The organism is Bradyrhizobium sp. LTSPM299 (assembly GCF_000938235.1).
Classification (GTDB): Bacteria; Pseudomonadota; Alphaproteobacteria; order Rhizobiales; family Xanthobacteraceae; genus Bradyrhizobium.
In genome coordinates, this window is sequence record NZ_JYMU01000049.1 from 595,236 (window position 1) to 616,906 (window position 21,671).

Sequence of the window (21,671 nt, forward strand, 5' to 3'; positions counted from 1 at the left end):
CGCAGGTGCAACATACACCAAATGGGCGCGAATAGGGAAGGATTGCTGACGTCACGTCCCCGTGTGGCAGTTATAACCTGTTGTCATAACTGGATTTTCCAGAAATGGGTGCGTCATACCGCCGCTGTCAGCGCCTGTTGCAGGAGAAGCAAATCCTCCGGCAAAGCCCGTTCCCAGCGCAAAAGTTCCCCGGTCCGGGGGTGCTCCAAAGCCAGCAGATAGGCATGGAGGGCCTGCCGGCCGAGGGCGGTGAGTGATTCTTTACCTACCGCGCTGAGCTGTCCCGCCTTGGTTTTGAAATGGGCGCCGTAGACGCTGTCGCCCAACAGCGGATGGCCGATATGGGCGAGGTGGACCCGGATCTGATGGGTCCGCCCGGTCTCGAGCTGGCAGGCCAAAAGCGAAGCAACCGGCTTGCCGTCGCGGCCGACGAAGCTTTGCCGCAGCTCGAAATGAGTGATGGCCTCGCGGCCGCCCTGGCGCACCGCCATCTTCTCGCGGGCATGCGGGTGGCGATCGATTGGCGCATCGACCGTGCCGTGGGGGCGGTTCGGCACACCCCAGGCGAATGCCATATAGCCGCGCTCCATCGGGCCGGTGCGGCCGTGATCGGCGAATTGCGCGGTCAGCGACTGGTGGGCCTGGTCGTTCTTGGCGACGACCATCAGGCCCGTGGTGTCCTTGTCGAGACGGTGCACGATGCCCGGCCGTTTGACGCCGCCGATGCCGGATAGGCTGGAGCCGCAATGGGCGATCAGTGCGTTGACCAGCGTTCCCGTGGGGTGGCCGGCGGCGGGATGCACGACGAGGCCCTTCGGCTTGTCGATGACGATGATGTCGTCGTCCTCGAACACGATATCGAGCGCGATGTCCTCGCCCTGCGGCTCGGCGGCGACCGCCTCCGGCACGTCGATTATGATCGTATCGCCCGGGGCTACATGATAAGCGGGGTCGCGGATTGCGGCGTCCTTGACGGTCACGGAACCGGCGAGGATCAGCGCCTTCAGCCGGGACCGCGACAGCTCGGGGGTGCGCTGCGCCAGCACGCGGTCGAGCCGCGCCGACGCCTCGTCGCCGGCGACGATGACCTCCAGCTTCCGACCGTTATTCGAAGAGACCTGTTGCAAAGAAGAGCCTTGTGATGACCGACACCGCTGTGACCGAACCGACCCCCGACCAGGCCGCGCTGATCGCACGGGTGCGGCGCATGATGCTGGTCGCGGGCCTGACGTCGGCACTGGCGGTGGCCGTCTTGTTGATTGCCATCGGCTACCGCCTTTATCGCAGCGAGGGAAGCCCCGTTTCCGTATCCGACGTCACTGCTGCGCTGCCGAAGGGCGCCCGTATCGTCTCGACCGGAGTCGCCGGCGAGCGATTGGTGGTGACGCTTGATATCGGCGGTGCAACCGAGATACGCACATTTGATGCAAAGACGCTGAAACCTGTCGGCAGGCTGACCTTCGTCAGCGAACCCTGACCGCAGCCATCGCGAACGCTGCACTGCCAAACAACCCAAAGCTGCAGATTGCTTTTTTCACCAGCGCTCGTGAATTGATGACGTTTGCCGCCATCATTTAGGCCGAGTTGCACGTTCAGCTTGAGCCATGTCGGAGTCCAACCTCAGCGTTTCCATCGAAGCGACCGGAGAATCCGATCCGGCGGTTCCGTGCGCAGACCCGACACGTCGCGCGCTGTTGCTGACGGCGCTGGCAAGTTGCGCCTGTCTTGCGGCGATCGAACCCGCTGACGCGGACGATGAGCAGCAGCCCGGCGCCAGTGAGCGGCCGCAAAAAGCCGATCTGCTGGTCCGCGCCGAGGGCGACAAAGCGGGAGAAGTCATCAAGGCCGCTGACCTGACACTCGGTGGGCCGCCGGTGCGTGCCTGGCCGAAGGACCCGAAAACCTCCGTCATCCGCAACGGCTCGCGGCTGAACGAGGTCGTTCTCGTCAAGCTCGACCCCAGCGAATTCGACGACGACACGCGCGCCCGCGCACCTGATGGCGTCGTCTGCTACTCCGTCATCTGCTCGCACGCCGGATGCCCGATCACCGCTTGGGTGAAGCAAGAGCAGGGCGACAAAACCGTTCTCAAATGCATGTGTCACAATTCCGAATACGACCCGCGGCAGAGTGCGCAGGTCGTATTCGGGCCGGCGCCACGACGCCTTGCGGCACTGCCGCTCACGGTCGCCGACGGCGCGATATCAGTCGCAGCAAATTTCATTGGGAAGGTGGGTGTTCAGCAGGGAGGATGAGGCCGCATCGGGATTTCTGCACGACCTAAACTGAAAAAATAAAACAGACCAGGGAGGTAGCATCTCATGACCAGGAAGCAGTTGATATTGTCGAGCTGTGTCGCGTTCACGTGCATCGTCTCGACTTGTGCGGTCGCAGGGCCGATCGAAAACTACAGTCCGGTGACGTCTCAGCGTCTCGAAAATCCGGAACCCGGCAACTGGATGCTCTATCGCCGGACCTATGACGGACAGGGTTACAGTCCGCTCGACCAGATCAACACCTCGAACGTCAAGGGCCTCAAGCCGGTCTGGACCTTCTCCACCGGCGTCCTCGAGGGTCACGAAGCGCCGCCGATCGTCAATAACGGCGTGATGTTCGTCGCGACCCCGATGGGGCAGGTGATCGCGCTCAACGCCAAGAGCGGCGAGGAATATTGGCGCTACAAGCGTCAGCTCCCCGACGATCTGTTCCAGTTGCATCCGACCAGCCGCGGTGTCGGCCTGTGGCAGGACAAGCTCTATCTCGCCACCACGGACGATCATGTCGTCGCGCTCGACGCCAAGACCGGCAAGGTGGTCTGGGACACCAAGGTGCAGGACTACAAGAAGGGTCAGTATTTGACGCTGATGCCGCTGGTGGTCGACGGCAAGGTAATCGTCGGCGGCTCTGGTGGTGAGTTCGGCGTGCGCGGCTATGTCGTCGCCTACGACGCCAACAGCGGCAAAGAGCTCTGGCGCACCTTCACCATTCCCGGCGAAGGCGAGCCGGGCCACGAGACCTGGAGCGGTGACGACTGGAAATCGGGCGGCGGATCGGCCTGGATGACCGGCACTTACGACAGGGACAACAAGACGGTCCTCTGGGGTGTCGGCAACGCAGCACCCTGGCCGGGTTCGATGCATGCCGGGGACAATCTCTACACCAGTTCGGTGATCGGCCTCGATCCCGAGACCGGCAAGATCACAAAGCACTTCCAGTATCACCAGAACGATTCCTGGGACTGGGACGAGGTCGATGCGCCGATGCTGGTCGACCTGCAGCGCGACGGACGCACGTTCAAGAGCCTGATTCATCCGGGACGGGACGCGATCTTCTGGGTGCTTGAAAACACGCCGGACAAGATCAACTACGTCTCCGGCTGGCCGTTCGTGAAGACCAATGTCTGGAAGGGCATCGAGGCCGAAACCGGCCGGCCGATTCTCGATCCCGACCACAAGCCGGTGCTCGGCAAGCGGGTCGAGTTCTGTCCGTCGCTATGGGGCGGCAAGGACTGGCCGTCGGCGGCCTACAGCCAGAACACCAAGCTCGTCTACGTTCCCGCCAACGAAAACTTCTGCGGCGGCTTCACCGGCGAGAAGCAACCGCTGGTTCCTGGCCAGCTCTGGCTTGGCACCAAACCGGAAGACATCGGGCTGACACCTGCCACCAATGCCGATCACTTCGGCGAATTGCAGGCATGGGATCCGGCCACCGGCAAGAAGGTCTGGCAGCACGACTTCAAGACCTCGCAATTGTTCGGCGCGGTGACCGCGACGGCCGGCGACCTCGTCATGGTCGGCGGCACCAATGACCGCAACTTCCGCATCTTCAACGCCAAGACCGGCGAGCTGTTGTGGGAGCAGAAGACCAACTCCGGCATCATGGCGATGCCGATCTCCTACGAAGTCGACGGCACGCAATACATCGCGGTCCAGTCGGGCTGGGGTGTCGACGCGCAGCGCATCCAGGATGCACTGGCCGGCAAGGTTGCGGGCTTCGAGAACAACGTCCCGCAAGGCGGCGTTGTCTGGGTCTTCGCGCTCGACAAGAAGTAAGGCGACGATGGGGGAGTGCGATCGGAAGGCGGCGGATGGGGAGTCCGCTGCTTCCCGGTCCGGGACCTGTCATTCCGGGGCATGCGAAGCATGAACCCGGAATCCATTTCACCACACGTATTGGGGCCTGATGGATTCCGGGTTCTCGCTTTCGCGAGCCCCGGAATGATGAAAATGGATTGCGTTGATCAAGGCCGCTTCTATTTGCCTTTGGTGTCGACCTTCTGCTTCTCGTCGTCATTCATCTTTTTGATGGTCGGATCACGGCTGGTCTCGCCGGTGGCCTGGCCCGTGGTCGATGGCGGGCCGTTGCCTGGAACCGAGGTCTGGTCGGGCAACACCCGCGCGGGCCGGGTTGCCGTCGCGCTTGGCGGCGAATTGCTCTGTGCGAACACGGCCTGCGCGCTGAAAAGAAAGACGCCCGCGACCATGGTAGCCGCGAGCGTCCAAAACATCGTCGAAGGGGTTCTCATCGGTCTACTCCTGTCAGATCGATGAGAACGGCCCGTTTCGCCTAACGTTCCTCGGTCACGTCTCCAGCTGCTTGCCGATCGGAAGCGCGCGGATGCGCTTGCCGGTGGCGGCAAAGATCGCGTTGATCAGGGCCGGTGCAAATGGCGGCACGCCGGGCTCGCCGACGCCGCTCGGCGGCGTATCAGGACCCGGCGGCACGATGTGGACGTTGGTTACGGCAGGGGATTCGTCGATCCGGATCACCGGGAAGTCGTCGAAATTGCTCTGCTGCACCTTGCCGTCCTTGAAGCTGATCTCGCCATATTTGGCGAGGCTCAGCCCCATGATCGCAGCGCCCTCGATCTGCGACTGGATGCGCTCCGGGTTGACATAGGTGCCGCAATCGATCGCGGTGTCGACCCGCGGCACGGTGAGCTTGCCTTTCTCGTCGACCGCCACCTCGACGATGGTGGCGATGTAGCTGACGAATGAGCGATGCACCGCGATGCCGAGGCCGTGGCCTTTCGGCACGCTGCGTCCCCACTCGCCCTTCTCGGCGACCAGTTCGACCACCTTGCGCAACCGTGCGGTGTCGATCGGGTAGCTGTCATAGGGCTCGCCGTAGTTCCAGGGATCCTTCACCGAGGCCAGGTTGACGATCCGTGGGCTTCCGATCAGCTCCAGCAGCATGTCCTTCTGGTCGCGGCCCGTCGCATGCGCGATCTCGGCTGCCATCGATTGCACCGCGAACGCGCGCGGGATGTTCGACACCGAGCGGAACCAGCCGATCCGCGTGAACGCGGCGGCTTCCGGATTCTCGCACTGCAAATTGGCGATCTCGAACGGGTTGTCGATCAGACCCATGCCGAGCTCGAACGGCGCCTCGTGATTGGCGCCGGCCGCAAAGGTGGACGCGATGGTCGGCGCCACGCTGCGGTGCCGCCACGCGATCACCTTGCCGTTCTTGTCCAGACCCGCCTCGATGCGCTCGACCGAGACGGTGTGCAGGAAGTCGTGATGCACATCGTCCTCACGCGTCCATTGCACCTTGACCGGCGCGCCGAGCTCCTTCGACAGCAGCGCCGCCTCGATCGCGAAATCGCACTTCGATTTGCGTCCGAAACCGCCGCCGAGCAGCGTCACGTTGACGGTGACATTGTCCTCGGGGATGCCGAGCGTCTTGGCGACGTCCTCGCGGGTGCCGCCGGCGCTCTGCACCGGCGCCCAGATCTCGCATTTGTCGCCGGTGACATTGGCGACCGCAACCGGCGGCTCCATGCTGACATGGGCGAGATGCGGCAGATAATATTCGCCTGTTATGACCTTGTCGGCGGTCTTGAGCGCCGCATCGGCATCGCCGTCCTTGCGCACGACGAGGCCGGGTTTTCGCGCGGCGTCCTCGAGCGAGGCACGATAGGTCGCCGAGTCATATTTGCCGTTGGCGCCGTCGTCCCAGACGATCTTCAGCGCGTCGCGGCCCTTGATCGCGGCACCGGTGTTGCGCGCGATCACGGCCACGCCGCCGAGCGGCTGGAACTTTGACGGCCACGGCCAGCCCTTGACCTCCATCACCTTCTCGACGCCGGAGATTTTCATCGCCGCGCTGTCGTCGAACGATTTGAGCTTGCCGCCGGTGACGGGCGGACGTGCGATCACGGCATACTTCAGGCCGGGCAGCCTTGTATCGGCGCCGTAATGTGCCTTGCCGGTGGTGATGTCGTGGAGGTCGACGATGGAGACCTCGCCCTTGCCGAGGTAGCGGAAGTCCTTCGGGTCCTTCAGCTTGAGGCCTGCGATATCAGGCACCGGCTCCTTGGCGGCGTCGGCGGCGAGATCGCCGAAGCCGATGCGGCGTCCGCTCGCGCTATGGACGACCTCATGTTTTTCAGCCTTCACCTCGGTGACCGGCACGCCCCATTTTTTGGCCGCCGCGGCCTCCAGCATCGCGCGTGCCGCCGCGCCGATCTGGCGCATCGGGATCAGATAGTGCCGCGTGCTGCGGGAGCCGTCGGTATCCTGGTTGCCGAACTTGACCTCGTCGCCATGCGCCTGCTGGACGCGGACGCGCGACCAGTCGGCTTCCATCTCCTCGGCGACGATCAGCGGCAGGCTGGTGCGGACGCCGGTTCCCATCTCGGCACGGTGCGCCAAAATGGTGACGATGCCGTCGGGGGCGATCGCCACGAACACGCGTGGATCGACCACGACGCCATGCGGCATCTTGCCGGCGCCCGTCTCATAGGCGAAGGCAGGCCGCGACATCACGGGAGCGGCGAGCACGAAGCTGCCGGCGATGCCGAGACCCTTCAGGATGCTGCGGCGCGAAAGGTTCTCGACCTTGATGTGCTTCTCGAAGCCGCGGAGTTTTTTCGGGTTGGTGATGATATTCATGTCACACCCCCGTCGATGCGAGATGCACGGCATTCTCGATCCGCTGATAGCAGCCGCAGCGGCAGATGTTGCCCGCCATGGCCTCGCGGATCTGGTCGTGCGAGGGTTTTGGATTCTCGGTCAGCAGCGCAGCCGCCTGCATGATCTGGCCGGCCTGGCAGTAGCCGCACTGGGGCACATTGACCTGGCGCCAGGCCTTCTGCACCGGATGATCGCCGGTCGGGTGCAGACCCTCGATGGTGGTGACCTCGCGGCCGACCACGTCTGATACCGATGTGATGCAGGCGCGCACCGCCTGCTTGTCGACGATCACGGTGCAGGCCCCGCACAGCGCCTGGCCGCAGCCGAATTTGGTGCCGGTCATTCCTGCCTCGTCGCGGAGATACCAGAGCAGCGAGAGGTCCGGGTCGCCATCCCAATTCTGGTCCTGGCCGTTGATTTTAAGCTTGATCATGGTCTGTCCTCGCTCTGTTTAAGCTGTTGACCGGTGCGCGGTGTGAGGGACGGAACACATTTCCATTGTCCGGCGGCCGCGCTGATGTTTGTTTGCCAAGATGGTTCGTGAGCTGAATTGTCGTGCGCCAAGGCCTGCGCTCTGTTCCAGGCTCTCCTCTTGCTTTTCGGCGCCCGGCATGGCGCTGCATGGTGAGGCCGCGATGCTATCAGACGTCGACGCTGCGTGACTTCACAGCCAGGTGTTTCGCATTTTGGTTTGTCAAAAGCGGGGCCGCCGATGAGGGCGCGGTGACGTATCGAAGCGGGCGCGCCGCGATCCGTGCCGCGACATTCCTGCGTGATACGCCGGGAGAGGCACCGTGGGAGGCCGGGGGACGGTTTTCGTGCCGGAATGGCCTCTACAGGCTGTAAAGCATGGTCACAAAACCCCCACCGCAACGCACAAGACATCTTGCAGGAGGCCGATTTCAAGGCTATTGCCTTCCGTCTCAACGCTCCCTTCGTCTAGCGGTTAGGACGTGGCCCTCTCAAGGCTGAAACAGGGGTTCGATTCCCCTAGGGAGCGCCAGCAAACTCAGGCACTTAGGTAGCCATCAGCCGCGTTCGTTGAATAATGGTTGAATAAGACGCTGGTGAACAGCGGCGAACGCTTGGGGAATTTGCTGCCGACATTAGCAGAGTGGCCTCGTTGCGATGCCTCACTGTGGCTGGCGCATTCGCGAAAAATTTCCTCGTCGCCCTTGGTGTCCGGAAATATTCAAACCGCCGCTGACGTGCGCTGTCGTGCGCGAGCGCCCTCGGATGTTCGCATTGACGTTGCTCGTCCCACAAACAACTCTTGTCCCATCGAGCTTTGTGCGAATAGGAGGGCCTCGTGAGATACAATCGACGGGAGAAAACTGGCGGACAACAGCCACCAGTCAGCCTATCCGCTACGAAAGCCGCAGAACCGAGCACGGTGCCATTCGCCCAGCGGCTCACCTGCACGATTGACGATGCATGCGAAGTGACCGGCTTGGGACGCACGAAGCTTTACGAGTTGATAGGAGCTGGGCGTATCGTCACGACAACGATCGGACGTCGGCGACTAGTAGTGGTGCGCTCACTTCTGGCGCTCCTTGACACCAACATGTCGAACTAATGGACGTGCGACTTAAGGGAGCAACCCGAGCGTGACCGAGAGGAGTGAGGGCCGCCCGGTTGTAACTGCTTATATCGGTTGAAAACCAAAGACGAATCCAGCCTAAGGGTGTATTTCTTACAACATGCCTTCCCGCCCGGGGAGACGGGCCGGAGGGGGCGATGCAAGTCACAAACGGCGGACGCGGCGTTCATGCGCGGGAGGTCAAAGGCGTCGAGCGCCTCAAAAGCCTGCCGAAAGATTGGTATGCCTTTACGAATCTCGAACTTGCCACGGGCCTCGGACGGTCGCGCGAACTCGACGTGATCCTGGTGACCGATCACATGATTTTTCTCGTCGACCTCAAGGATTGGTCCGGGTCGATCGAGAGCGATTCAGGGAACTGGCTGCACAACGGGCGCGATACCGGGCCGTCGCCGGTCGCCAAGATTCACAGCAACGTTAAAGATGTTCTGCGTTTGCTCACGACGCAATTAAAGTCGCGACCGGACAGCAAAAGCGCCCCGGTTCCGAAAATTGTCGGGGTCGTTGTCATCACCGGCAAGGCGAACTTGTCCAAGATCGCCGGCACGGAAAGAAGCAGCGTTTTTGAAATCGACGAATTCCTGAAGACGCTCGCCTCGGAGAAAGCTCGCCGCGCGGCCTTCGGCAACGTAGCCCCGCAAATCGTGGCGGACCCGCTAACCGATGCGGTCTGGAAAGATCGCCTCTTCAAGTTCTTCAACGTGAAAGCGGGATCGTTCAAGCCCGGGCGCTCGCGCTACGATCGCTATGTCGCCACGTCCGATCAGGCCACCTTCCAGCATCCGAACGATATTTACAGAGAATATGAGGCGGTAGAAGAGAACACGCCCCAAAATCTTGGGAGCTTGAGGCTGTGGAATTTCGCGAACTGCAAGGACGGGCGATTTCAGACGGAGGAGGGACGAGCGGAGATTGCCGGCCGGGAAGGCAAAGTCTTCTATTATCTCCGGGACCGGAACGAAGATTGTGAGAGTTGGATTCTCGTTCCGAAGGCAGCCGACCCCAATCAGGGCGTCAATTATTGGGAGGTCTATGACCGCCGGCGGCGGCTGAAGCGGCTGCGCGATTTCATCTCCAGCGAAGGGACCAACCTTTCGGCCCAGGATCGAATCGAACTCGCGCGCCAGATACTCGCGCGCGTTGCCGCGCTGCATACCTCGGAGGCCGCGCATCTGGATTTGGGAAGCCACAGTATCTGGCTCGAAGCGCCTTCGACCGTTCGGATTTCGCATCTGCTCGCGGCGAAGTTTCCCGAAGTCGCTTCGCTCGGCAAGGCGCGCTATCAGTTTCTCTCGACGGTGACCGCTCCCGAAGACGTTCTCGGCGACGATTCCAGCGCCAAGGCCAAGGACGTCTTTTTGGCCGCCGTCGCGGCTCATGAGATTCTGTTCGGGCGTGCCCCTGACAGCTCCTCGCCCGGCAATCCGCCGGACTGGAACGCCTCGGTCGATGGCGACCGGGCGTTTGAGCCGCTGCATCACTGGTTTGAGAACGCTTTGGAAACCGACCCGACCCGGCGTTTCCCGGACGCGGTTGCTGCGCTCGAAGCCTTCAATGCGGCGACGGCGTCGCGACCGACGCCGAAGGAAGTGATCGAAGGTCTTGAACGCTTTCGCGGCGGCATCCGGTCGCAACGGCAACTGTTCGGCACCTATCCTGCCGTCGAGGACATCTCTGCCACCGACATCGCCGAAATCTGGCGGAGTCAGCAGAACGATTCGCCCGTCAAAGTGAAGATGTGGAAGCGGCAGGCCTGGGGCGATCCGAGCCGCGAGGGTCCCCGCATTCTCGATTTTCTCAATCGCGCCTTGGACCTGAAGCTGTCGCCTGCGCCGGGATGCGCTGCTATCAGGGATGTGTTGTGGCTCGGCGACGCCATCGTTCTGGTGCAGGACTGGATCGGCGGAGACACGCTGGCGAGCAGCCTCGCGTCAAAACCGGATAATTGGCTTGATCCGCATACGTCGTTGACGTTTCTGGCGCAGTTGGTCGAGACCGTGACGGAGCTGCATGCGCGAGGCGCGGCGCACGGGGACCTGAAGCCGGACAACATTATCGTCCGGGACGGGGAAACCCGCGAGCCGGTTCTGGTTGACACGATTGATTTTACGCCTGCGTCCGACGGGGACATTGCGTCGAGCGCCTATGCGCCGGAGGCTGGTAGCCGGCAGGAGCGTGACAATTTCGCGGTTACGAAGATCGTCGAAGAGGTGCTCGCCAAATGTCCCATCGATCCGCGCGCTGCGGTCGCGATCGCAAGCGCCATCGCGACCTGCCGGAACAACGTGCCGCAGAACGCGACGCTCTTACCGCTGGTCGACGCGCTCGATGCCGCGCTGGTGCCGGACGCCGAGGCGCCGCGCCTGTCGATTGCATTGTCGCTTCGCGGCGCCGAGACCGGTCCCGTCTTTCCGGACGAAGGGCGGCTTTATCTTCGCGCGCGCGGGGAGGTCTCCGCGCTCGTGATCCGCGGCATCGGCGAGGAAATTGAGATCCGTCTTGACGTCAAGGGCGTTCCGTTCTCGGGACGCCGCCGGACCGTCACTCAGGGATGGATCGCGCGCGTCTCAAAGTACGAATTCAAATCGATAGCCGCGGACCTCACGGTCGCGAGTTCCGAGTTCAACGACTTCAGCGAACTCGCTGCAATTCTGGAAGATACGGATGTGCGGGAAGCGCTCGGCCGGGCGAAAGAGCCGAAGCGCGCCGAAGTGGCGGATGAGGAAGAACCCGGCGACCGTGAGGAGTTGGGGGACGTTGCCGAAGACGTGCTTGTCGAAGAGATCGTGGCGGCTCCCGCAGCGGTCCGAACGGTTGATATCGATGTGCCCGAACTCTGGCGTAGCCTCATCGGCGTCGAGGCCGAACTCACCACGGAAGGGCTCGCGCTTTCGGAAGGCTTCTTCGACCGCAATCTCAGACGCCACGTCGTGCCGTTCGAGCTCTCCAGCGGAACGTTCGATTTTGACCGGGCCGATACGGTGGGCGTCCAGAAACTCGACGCCAAGGGCGTATGGCGCCGCGTCGGCGAACTTGACACCGCGCGGTCAAAGCCCGGCGTGGTCGTGATCGATCCGACGGAATACGCCAACCCGAACCAGACGCGCATCATTGAGGAGAACCAGCGGCTGCGTTTCACCAGCCACTTCGAACTTCAGAGCCTTCGCCGGCGCGAAGGCGCGATCGAAAAGGTACTGTCGCGTCAGGCGCGTGTGCCGGGGCTCATTGACGTATTCGACCCGCGCCAACGTCTCCTTCCCGTCACTGCACCGTGCCCCTTGGATGATACGTTGGTTGAGGCCTACGGGCTCAATCCGAGCCAGAAGGAAGCGATGAGCGCGCTTCTCGGCATACGGCCCCTTGGGTTGCTGCAAGGACCTCCGGGTACGGGCAAGACGAAATTCATCGCGGCGCTGACGCACTATGCCTTGGCGAAGGGGCTTGTGCGCAACGTGTTGCTTGCGAGCCAGTCGCACGAGGCGGTGAACAACGCGGCGGAGTCCGTGCTGGCGTTGTTTCGGAGATCGGGCGGCGACCCAAGCATTCTTCGCGTCGGCGCCGAGGGTGTCGTGTCGGATCGATTGCTGCCCTATCATACCGAGCGCGTCGAGCTTCTGTTCAAGGATCGCTTTCGCGCCCAGCAAACCGAACGCCTGCGGATCGCCGGGGCCGCCCTCGGCCTGCCCGACGGCCTCGTCGACGAATTCCTCTTCGTCGAGACCGCCGTTCGGCCGGTCTGCGAACGGATCGCGGAGTTGCTCGGCAGTGCCGGCTCCGACGCGAGCCGCGTTGACGGCCTTCGCCAGACGTTACGCGCGCATTTGGCGCACCTTGGCTTGCCGGACGATCTAACCGGTATCGAGGGCGATATGACGGCCTTTATCGATAAAACCGTCGGCGCCCTTGTGGAGCGGCGCAAAGGTGAGCCAGGCGTCAATGCGGCCAATGCGGCCAGGCTGCGCACCGCAGGCAAGATTGCGCGCGACTTTGTGACGAGCGCATCGACGGCGCAACGGAGCTTTGAGCCGTTTCTCGCCGGCACGCGGCAGATTGTGGCCGGCACTTGTGTCGGACTCGGCCGCCCGTCCCTGGGGCTCACCAGCACGCCGTTCGATCTCGTCGTCGTGGACGAGGCCGCGCGCTGCACGGCGAGCGAACTCTCGGTCCCGCTCCAGGCGGGGCGATGGATTATTCTTGTGGGGGATCAGGCGCAATTGGAGCCCCAGCACAAGCCGGAAGTCGTGCAGCAGGTGGGAGCGAGGACCGGATTCGCCAAAGGCGAGATTATCCGGAGCGACTTCGACCGTGTCTTCGCGACCGCCTACGGGTCTGTCGCCGGCATGAAGCTGAAAACGCAGTACCGCATGCTGCCGGCCATCGGACGGCTTGTGTCGGACACGTTTTACCCGGAGATCAAGCTCGAGCACGGGCGCGATAAGCCGGAGATCGATCCTTCGGTGCTCCCGAGCGATCTTGGCGTTCCGCTCACTTGGATCGCGACCGACAGCTTCGGCGAACAAGGTTTCGAGAGCTTGGAGGCGGGAGGAACCAGCCGCATCAACCGGGTCGAAGCGGACTGCCTCCTCACTCTTCTCACGCAGTGGTACGAGCATGAGCCGTTCCGCGAATGGCTGACGACCCAGACGCAGTATCCGCATGGCGTCGGTGTCATTTGCATGTACGCCGCGCAACGCGATCATTTGAGAAACAGACTTTTGAAGGCGCCACACGGCGACACGCTGCTGCGGCATGTGAAGGTCGATACGGTCGACAGTTACCAGGGCAAAGAGAATCCGATCGTCATCCTCTCACTTGTGCGCAATAACGCGGACGGACCTCAGCGGTCGGGCGTGGCGACGGTGCGGGAGGGATTTCTGTCGCGCAGCAATCGAATCAACGTCTCCATCAGCCGGGCTATGGATCGGCTGGTGATTGTGGGGTGCAACGCGCGATGGCCGCAAGGAGGGCCTATGCGCCGCCTCGCGGACAATTTCGGCAAGGCGCTCGGCGGCGGCGAAGCGGCGCTAGTTCACGCCTCCGACCTCCTCAGCGCCAAGAAGGCGCCGCGCGCCAAGAAAAGTGAGCGAGGCTAAGGATGGCTGTGCGAAAAAATCCCGTACTTCATCTGAAGAGCCAAGGACTGGTCGATCCGGAGGATGACCGTCCGATCGAACTCGCGGTCTACGATGTCCTCCTTCCGTGCCGGAACTTCCTCATTGATCACAAGGTCGCGGTGCTCGGACGCACGTCGCTGACGACCGAGTTCCTGCTGCGGCTTGTGAAAGCGGTCCCCGGAATCTCAGAGAATGATGCCGCCGCCTTCTTCGGCTTCAATGTGCGCGAGACGTCGTTTGTGCTCGCTGAAGCGGAAGCGCCGGGCTACGTTGAGCGGCGTGACGGACGGCTCTGGCTGACCGTGGCCGGCGACGGCTTGTTCCGGGACGGAAGCTCCGAACCGGAGATCTTTGCGGTCGAGCCGCGGCGCCGGGAGGTTGGGTTCGATCTCATATCGCTTGCGCCCCAGCATCCCCGGTTTCTCACCGAGTTTGAACTCGGACTTCCGGAGCTTGCGATCCTTGACGAAGAGGCCGCCGGGTCCGCAGCGTCCCGCATTCCGCAGGCGTTCCGAAGGTTCTTTTCCGAGATCGCCGACCGTCGGGAGCGGAGCAAGGGCGAGAAGAAGGACCTCTATTCGGTCGATCCGGTCACGTCCAAGAACCGCTTTTTGAGCACGGTGCGCACCGTCGTGCGCGCTCAGGCCTCCTACCCGAGTTCGGAAGAAAGCGACCTCATCCTCTGGCGTCCCGAGCACGAGCAAGCGGACCGGCCGGAAATCGTGAGCGCCGTGGCGTCGTTTGTCGACGGGCTGAAACAGTCGCGAAGCGAAGGCGACGCCGAAGCCTACAATATCCTTATCAACCTCGCGCCGGAATTCCTGAAGGACTTCACCCGGCGCGACGGGCTCGCGGTCGAGCGCTATTATCGCGAGGCGATTACACGCGCGGGCGACGTGCGGGCGGACCGCAAGACGGCGCCGATCGCCGGTTCGCTGCTCCTGTCGGAAAACCGGAAGCGCCTTCTCGATGTGCTCGACTACGGGTCCCGCCAGCATTCCGGGGCGCCGCGCTTTCTCTTGTGGCTCGTGCCGCAGGTGCCGTCGTGGAATGCGACGACACTTCTCGATGAAACGGTCGCCGGCATCCGCACGCGCTGGAGCGGCCAGCGCGCTGACGGCCAGACGGACGCGCTAAAATCGATATGTCTCACCGCGCCGCGTCCGCCACGCTATATGGAGAAGGCGTTTGAGATCGTCGCTACGAGCGACCACCGACGGTTTCCGGGTCCGCTCGAAATCCTGATCGTGCCGCACGTGGCGGTCGCCGCAATCGCGCACGCGCCCGTCGAGACGCCGCGCGGTTTTGCGGTCCCTCTCGGATTCGTCAGCTTCGACGCGGATGTATTGCGGCGGGCTGAGCAATATGTGCTGGATAATCTCGGCGCGTATGTCACGGACGAGAGTCTCTATCGCGATATCGCAGCGGCGCTCGCGGAGCAAAAGCCCTCATAGGCGGTCAAGGGCCGGCAATCTGGGCTTCATTCGTTGACTTGTGTGTGGCTCTGCGGACTCAAGTCTATTTGAAGTTCGGCCATGATCCCGGCCCGGTCTTGCTCGGGGATATGCGCCAGGAGATAGGCGATCAGGTCTTCTTGTCGGCTCTGGCCAAAAACCATGCGGTAGATCGCGAGCGAACGGCGGAGTCCATGGATACGCTCGGCTTCACGACTGAACGGTAGCGCGGGCACATGGCGTTCGATCTTTGCATCGCCCGGAAAAAGCCAGTAGGGGACAAGGTCATTTTCCTGGCTCGGCCGGTTAGCCCGGCCAATTGCAAACACCGTCTCCCAAACGTCCGAGGCCGGGCGGTCTAAAGCTTCCGTCGCAAAAGCTGCGGCGACGTTTTTCCGGACCGCGTGCCCCTTGTAGCGATGTACCCGGCCCTCGCGCTGCTCCAAGTCTACAGGGTTTGACGGCAGGTTCCAGTGCGTGATCGCGTGGCAATAATGATGAAAATCAAGCCCCTCCTGTCCTACCGAGGTCGAGACCAAGACAAATGGCCAGAAAGGTGAGTTGAATGCCGCTCGCACGCGTTCTTTGCGCGTTCCGGCAGTAGCAAGCAGGCCGCCGGGTTCAACCTCTTCATCGTAACGTTCGTCACCAAAGCGCATGGCAAAGCGAATGTGCATCGGTTCGCTTTTGATCTTTGCCTCGCGCGCGTAAGGCGGTGCCGAGATTTCATCAACGCGCAGCGATGCAGTGCGAAGCGTAAGTGCCCCGATGAGTTCGGCGGCAACCTTCTCGGCCATCGCGCTAACCGGCGCGTCGGCGCAACCAAGCGATTCGCGAAGGAGGTGCGTATATTCGTCCAGTACGGCCTGAAGTCCGCCATTGTGGGCGTATTCCAAGACACGCAGCCAGTAGGGTTCGCCTCGAAATTCTGCCCGTATCGTCTCGATCACTTCGGCGTGGTTGAAGAGCGACAGGAAAGCCCTTCCCGACCGCGCGGCGGTGTCACGAAGGGAGAGGCTAAGCGCGGCGTCGTTCTCGCCTGTCCGAACATAAGCACGAAGAGCTGCCGTCGCCGGGGCCGCAGAGGCGGCAAGCGAAAGCACATCAAAAAGGTCTTCTGGCGGCGACCCGAGACGATGCTTACCGTCCCGGATGGTATTGAGCGTCTCTCGCGCCTCGTCCACATGGCGCGACCAGCCGGCATCCTCCTCGCCAGCGTCGGCGCCGGCCCAGAGTTGCGCAAGCTCGGTTCGCTCCCACCAGGCTTGCGCAGCGGCGGGAAATTCCGCGAAGTCCAGCAACATCGGCGCCAGCCAATACCAACGCTCGTCGGCGTTGCCGCCGGTCTCGTAGGCGATTCCCAACCTTTCGACCATTTCGCCGAGGCGCGCAGCTAGCTCCAAGCGTGCCTCGGAAGCGGTGAGGGAACGGCCCCGCGCCAGATCTCTAGGATCGCAATGGCGCGCGAACGTCAGGCATGGGTACACCAACAATAAGAGCGGCATCCCGGTGAGGCGGTCGGCGGATGTTCCAAAGCGCAGGAGTCCCCGCTGTTTCTTCCAATCCTCTTGTGTCATTCGGGCCCGGGGATGTGGTGCACGCATCATCCTTCGTTCGGCTTCGTAAGAGACAAGCGACGCCACGGCCCGCGGCACCATGTGCCAGGCAGAAAACACGAGGCGTTTGGTGAGCTTCGCCAACTCCGGCGAGGCGAAAGGCCCCGCCAGGGCATAGTAGCTAAGTGATGGCGGTATCCAGAGGAGCCGCCACATTCCGCGATCGACGGTCTCTGCAAGCAACCCGCGCAAGCGCGGATTTGCGGGCTCCAGCGGCTGATATGAGCGGGCTTTCTCCAAATCGAGAAAGGTGTCTGGGAACTCCCGAACGAACTTCACGATCTCGCTTGTGTCTGCCGCTTTCTTGAACGCGTCCTTTAGCGCGTAGGAATCCATGAAATTAAACAGGTAGGGTGATGATTTCCAATACTCGACGAGGTCTCCCTGTCCGATCGAGTCGGCGATGCGCTGCGCGCCGAGAAACGCGCGAACGTCGACGGTATGGAGCGATCCGTCCGTCGGCGGCGAATCCAGCAACATCCCGCCGCGCTGGCTCGCGGTCGCCAATCGCTCCGTGCGCGCCATTACGCGTCGGAGCCGCTGTTCCAGCGCTTCCTTCGCGTTCCGAAGCTGTGCCAAACCCTCCGGGGTCATGATCGCGGGTAGGGCGGCCCTATAGTCTGCGAGCACCTGCTTACAGCCCGCAGCATCGCCGTTTTCAAGGAAACGCAGGAGGGTGAGAAAATCGCCATAGTGATCGTCGTCGGTCTCGTGATGCAAGCTAAGCCCGCGATACGGAGTCGCCGAGAGCAGTAGGGCGCGCGCGCCGTATTCGGACTGCGAGTCAAACAAATCGCGCACCAGCTCCCCTGCCTCCGACTCTTCTTCGAGCAGATGTTTAAACCTTTGAAATTCATCCAGTATGATCAGGTCAGGCTCCAGCGTTGCGAGGCATACGCGGGCGAGCATCCGCCTCAACTCGCCGATCCACTGCGTGCGCAGCTTCGTAGCGCCCGGCTCAGGCCTGGCGTCGCTGCGGCAGAAGATGCGGCACAGGGCCTCGAATCGCTGCCGCATGTCAGGGTTCTTGGCCGTCTGTTCTTCCTTCACCTGCTCGGCAAGGCGGGATACAAACTCGGCAGCGATCTGTTCGTTGACCATCGCAGGATCAAATGCGTCTACTGCCCGCTCAAATGAAGCCGTCGATGCATAGTCTTGCATTACGTAAAGCGAAGCCCGCGTCCCGTGAATGCCCCACGCGCGGTCCAGCAGCCAGTAAAGCAGGACCCGCTCATCGATGCGCCCGCCACCGCCGGTTTGCTCAAACGAAGTGGCCGGTGTCAACGCAACGAAATTCACGCGATGACGGCGCAGGTCGTGCATGTGAAGCGGCAGCAGGGTAAGTCGCGTTGACTGCGCCGCGACCTCGCATCCCGGAATGGCAAGCCGCTGCACGTTCTGTCGGGCGATATCAACGTTTGAGCAGATATAGATTATGTCAATGCGCGGCACCGTGCTCCACAGATGGTCGATCGTTCGCGCAATCACGCCTCGCGCAACAAGCGTCTTGCCCAATCCCACCTCGTCCGCGACGAGAAAGCGTCGAGTCGGTTGCTGGCCGTAGAACCGTTCGAAAACGTAGTCCACCGTCGTACGCTGGAAGTCCTTGAGGCCGGCGAGGACGGCAGCGGTATCTGGCCGATCCGTCATTTCGACCTCACCTGCTGAGCGGCGTCCCAAATTGGTTCCCAGATTTTCTGAAATTCCGGGCTGAGTAACTCGGATTCGTTGGGGCCGCGTCGCAGGGCCTCAAGGAGCGATTCGACCCGTTCGAGTTGCGCCGGTCCCTGATGCAGGGAACGCAGCATGGTTTCGAGTAGAGATGGCAATGGGGCCGCGCGCTCCGTAGCGCCGTTCACGGGTTGAAGAAGACCCGCTAACTCTCCGGACGACACGGCTGCTTCATCCCCGGCCGAAAGGAGAAAAAGGATGTAGCGCAGCAACTGGTCGCGACTCTCGATGAGCGATCGGAGAACGCGATCTTCCCGATCGGCGGGTGCGCCGTCGAGCGTAAGATTCATGACAAAAGTGCAGTGTGCCTTCGCTTCGCCGACCCTGGCGGTTACATCGAAGGCGATCAGCGGCGTCAGTCCTGTATAGGACAGTCGTGGAAACACAACGGGGCTTCCGAGCGGCAGCGCCCGATTGGCGAGTTGGGAGATTGGCCACGCGAGAATGTCAACGATTGCGTCGGGCAAGCGCAATGGCTTGGCCCACTTAAGGCTCATATCGAAAAGATCCGGCTCGTCGGCAGGCGTGGCGACGAGGTGAGGGCTGGCTGCCGCGACGGCCTTCTTGGCAGCCTGGAACAGATCGTCAAGCTTTTGCGCCGTGAGGTCGATTGGCGCGGACGCTGTGTTCGCGTCATAGGGTTGCAGCAGGTCTGCAAAGTTCGTCTCGCCTTTTGCCTGACGTAGAAACTGGTCAACACCGAAGCGGCTTTTTCGTCCTACCAGCTCGATCATGAATTCTACGTTGTGTTTGAACGCATGGACGGTCGCGTTAAACGAGCCGCTGAATAGGCTCACGTCCCAACCATGATCGATCACAAAAAGCTTGGCGTGCAGGCCGTCAAGCACTTCACCCCGCCCGATCGTGGAGACATCGTCATCAGTTCCATCGGCCAACTGTGGCGCAAGAAAGTGGAGGCTATCGCAACCGTTTAACGCTGCGGGGTTGAGCTCCTGCAAGGTTTCGGGACGCGACACCAAATGAGTTTCGCCGCCTGAATCGATGAAGTCCTGCACCACGCTATTCGAGAGGAACGGCGAGACGATAAGACTCTTATCCCTCCGTGATCCGAATGGCGCGGCGGCTCGGCCATCGAGCCCTCCCACCCAGAAACGGCATTTGTCCTCATCGAAGCCGTCCGGCCAGGTGAACCGCACGCGGCGTAATTCGTCGGCGATCTTTGCCACACCTTGCCGGCGCTTGGCCGAGAGAGAACGCTGCGAAAGACCCGGGAGCGCGGCAACGAATTCGCCGAGCGGGTGGTTAGCCGCTATGGCGTTCGAACGATCCGTAAGTTCGCCGTCAAGCGCGACAACTGTATCCCAGCAGCGATCGAAGGTCAGGTTGCGGCTCAGACACAGCACGCGATATCGGATGCTTCCGTCCTCGGCCCTGAAGCGAAGCGCCCATACCTTCGGATGAAAGATGCCCTCTTTATCCGGGGGCTCTACGTCGTAGATGCAGGGCTCCAGGAACGTAAGGAGCGGCGGATACTTTGGTGGCAATCGGATCTGACCCGACTGGCAAAATATGGTGAAGCGATCTCGATAGCGTCGCAGCGCTTCGAGCAAAGCCAGCGGATCGGCAGCCAGTTCGCCGTCCGGCTGTTCCCAGTCGAAAAAGGCGAAGGACAATGGAAGCATAAGGGCGCTGATCAGATCGAGCGAGAAGGTGGTGCCGACCGCGAGATCGAGCTGGCAGCCCGAAGGCGGCCGGAGTAGCTCAAGCAAATGCGCGCGTTCATCCGGCCTAAGCATCGGACGCCTCTAGGCCTTTGAAAATGTCTCCAAGGAGCCGCTGGCTGATGAGCCACCGATATTCTAATTGGGCGGAGCCCGAGTCGCCGTTCCAAAGCTCCCGTGCGCGGGGATTGCCGATCCGGGAGAGGTCCTTTTTGAGCTTATGCTCGCGGTCACGGATGAGGGTGCGAACGGCTTGGCTGTCGCACAAGGTGGCGGGGTCGGCGCCCAATACGCGATCCCACCACGCATTGCTGAAATCATAAGTCGGAGCGCTGATTCGAGGATTGCCGGCACGGGCGAGCTCCCAAAAACGGTCGCGCTTCCATGCCTTCAGGATTGAAGAGCGGCCCGTAACGAGTTGTGCCCACGCCGCAAAGCGTTCCCTATATTCCTCAATACCCTCGTCCCAGCGCTCCTGCTCGGCAAGGATCAGATTGTAGAGCAACGGTGCGCCGTGGGTAATTTCCGAAAAATTGCGGGCATGCTCCAACATCTCGCGCAATTTTAACGGCATTTCGGCAAGATACGGAAGTTGCCACACGAAATCGACATCCTCGTGATGGCGGTGACGTGCGACAAGCTCGGCGAGAAGCGTACCCGCACATTGCGGACTGAGGCGGATGCGCTCGCTTAGATACTGAGCTTCGGCGCGCGTCAGACGTAGCGAGCATTCGTCCGGGAACGCCTCGGGCGGCAGAACGAGGCCGGCGTGCCAGTTCGGTGCTATGAGATCATCGTGCTCGGCATCGCGCTCCGTAACCCGGCCGCCATGGCGATGGAGCTGCGCATAGCTCCGATCAAGGCTGCGGTGATATTGGGACTGCGCGCCGGCAAACGTCCGAATCCCCCATACGGTCAACCCGTGCCAATAGACGCTGCTGGGAAGGCGCTTCAGCGCGGTCTTTGCGTATTTACCGATATTTCCTTCCTTGTCGTCCGATTGTTCAATAGCCTCTATCAAGTCCGTTTCGGCCCGCCGGGCACGCTCCGGCATTCGCGCCGAGGTGACGCGTTGCCTCTCCAGCCGTTGATAGGTCCAGGCGACGAGGAGAAAGTATCTTGCACGCGTCATGATCGTGCTTGTGCCGGGAAAGAACTGATCTGCGAATGAGTCCCGTATAGCGCCGAGACCGAGTTCGTCACGCGTATCGTGCTCCTTGAAAAGATCGACCACGTCGAGCATTTTGCGCCGATCGCGCTCTGAATAATCGAGCCAGACGAACGCCGACATCGAGACAATCCTTTCCGCCGCTGCGTCGTGACATTGCGGCATAAACTCAACGAGGATCAAAAATGGCCGGGAATTCCGTCGATCGAACACGTTACAGTTGACGAGTGATTCATGTGAAGGCAAGCATTTTTCTGAGGTGTACCGTTAGCGCGCGGGCACGTAGCCTCCCGCGTCAGGTTCGGTGCGCATGGACACCACTTCGACGTCGTCGAGCGCGGCATCGGTGTTCGCACAGCCGTCCGTGAACGCGCATAAGGCGTCGGCCC

Annotated in this window: 13 protein-coding genes and 1 tRNA gene; 7 read left to right on the forward strand and 7 right to left on the reverse strand. The window is 61.9% G+C overall.

All coding sequences use genetic code 11. From position 1 onward, the window contains the following. Positions 1–113: 113 nt before the first annotated feature. On the reverse strand, positions 114–1,094 hold the full coding sequence (locus UP10_RS26070; protein WP_044590139.1) for an RluA family pseudouridine synthase: 981 nt from the start codon (positions 1,092–1,094) through the stop codon (positions 114–116). A 47-nt stretch (positions 1,095–1,141) separates the two neighbouring features. Between UP10_RS26070 and UP10_RS26075 the strand changes: the two genes are divergently transcribed. The 3 genes from UP10_RS26075 to UP10_RS26085 all read left to right on the forward strand — a co-directional run bounded on the left by UP10_RS26075 (position 1,142) and on the right by UP10_RS26085 (position 4,052). Then, entirely contained in the window at positions 1,142–1,477 is a 336-nt protein-coding gene (locus UP10_RS26075; RefSeq protein WP_044590021.1) for a hypothetical protein, read from the forward strand. A 127-nt stretch (positions 1,478–1,604) separates the two neighbouring features. Further along, a complete protein-coding gene (locus UP10_RS26080; RefSeq protein WP_044590022.1) occupies positions 1,605–2,255 on the forward strand; it encodes a QcrA and Rieske domain-containing protein in 651 nt (216 codons plus the stop codon). Positions 2,256–2,321: 66 nt separating this feature from the next. Next, complete coding sequence (locus UP10_RS26085; RefSeq protein ID WP_044590023.1) at positions 2,322–4,052, forward strand: methanol/ethanol family PQQ-dependent dehydrogenase; 1,731 nt, start codon at positions 2,322–2,324, stop codon at positions 4,050–4,052. A 200-nt stretch (positions 4,053–4,252) separates the two neighbouring features. On the opposite strand, the gene UP10_RS26090 is transcribed toward UP10_RS26085, so the two are convergent. The 3 genes from UP10_RS26090 to UP10_RS26100 are packed head-to-tail and all read right to left on the reverse strand — an operon-like array spanning position 4,253 to position 7,350. Beyond that, the gene (locus tag UP10_RS26090) at positions 4,253–4,525 is read right to left on the reverse strand and encodes a hypothetical protein (protein ID WP_044590024.1); all 273 of its coding nucleotides are present in this window, start codon (positions 4,523–4,525) and stop codon (positions 4,253–4,255) included. Positions 4,526–4,580: 55 nt separating this feature from the next. Then, a complete protein-coding gene (locus UP10_RS26095) occupies positions 4,581–6,896 on the reverse strand; it encodes a xanthine dehydrogenase family protein molybdopterin-binding subunit (RefSeq protein WP_044590025.1) in 2,316 nt (771 codons plus the stop codon). A 1-nt stretch (position 6,897) separates the two neighbouring features. Then, positions 6,898–7,350, reverse strand: a complete 453-nt coding sequence (locus UP10_RS26100; RefSeq protein WP_044590026.1) for a (2Fe-2S)-binding protein — start codon at positions 7,348–7,350, stop codon at positions 6,898–6,900. A 495-nt stretch (positions 7,351–7,845) separates the two neighbouring features. Here UP10_RS26100 and UP10_RS26105 point away from each other — a divergent pair. The 4 genes from UP10_RS26105 (at position 7,846) to UP10_RS26120 (ending at position 15,085) form a co-directional block, all read left to right on the forward strand. Beyond that, positions 7,846–7,920, forward strand: a tRNA-Glu gene (locus UP10_RS26105). Between the two features lie 390 nt (positions 7,921–8,310). After that, complete coding sequence (locus UP10_RS46725; protein ID WP_044590027.1) at positions 8,311–8,493, forward strand: helix-turn-helix domain-containing protein; 183 nt, start codon at positions 8,311–8,313, stop codon at positions 8,491–8,493. Between the two features lie 161 nt (positions 8,494–8,654). Further along, positions 8,655–13,610, forward strand: a complete 4,956-nt coding sequence (locus UP10_RS26115; protein ID WP_044590028.1) for an AAA domain-containing protein — start codon at positions 8,655–8,657, stop codon at positions 13,608–13,610. Positions 13,611–13,612: 2 nt separating this feature from the next. Then, the gene (locus UP10_RS26120; RefSeq protein WP_044590029.1) at positions 13,613–15,085 is read left to right on the forward strand and encodes a hypothetical protein; all 1,473 of its coding nucleotides are present in this window, start codon (positions 13,613–13,615) and stop codon (positions 15,083–15,085) included. A gap of 26 nt (positions 15,086–15,111) precedes the next feature. Here the strand turns inward: UP10_RS26120 and UP10_RS26125 are convergent, their stop codons facing one another. Genes UP10_RS26125 through UP10_RS26135 form a run of 3 tightly spaced genes read right to left on the reverse strand, consistent with a single transcriptional unit; the run spans position 15,112 to position 21,405 of the window. Beyond that, positions 15,112–18,351 (reverse strand): helicase-related protein, encoded by a 3,240-nt coding sequence (locus tag UP10_RS26125; RefSeq protein WP_044590030.1) that lies wholly within the window; start codon positions 18,349–18,351, stop codon positions 15,112–15,114. After that, on the reverse strand, positions 18,348–20,189 hold the full coding sequence (locus tag UP10_RS26130) for a phospholipase D family protein (RefSeq protein ID WP_044590031.1): 1,842 nt from the start codon (positions 20,187–20,189) through the stop codon (positions 18,348–18,350). Before UP10_RS26130 ends, UP10_RS26125 begins: the two co-directional genes overlap by 4 nt. Next, positions 20,182–21,405, reverse strand: a complete 1,224-nt coding sequence (locus tag UP10_RS26135; RefSeq protein ID WP_044590140.1) for a DUF6361 family protein — start codon at positions 21,403–21,405, stop codon at positions 20,182–20,184. The genes UP10_RS26130 and UP10_RS26135 overlap by 8 nt, the downstream gene beginning before the upstream one ends. Positions 21,406–21,671: the final 266 nt, after the last annotated feature.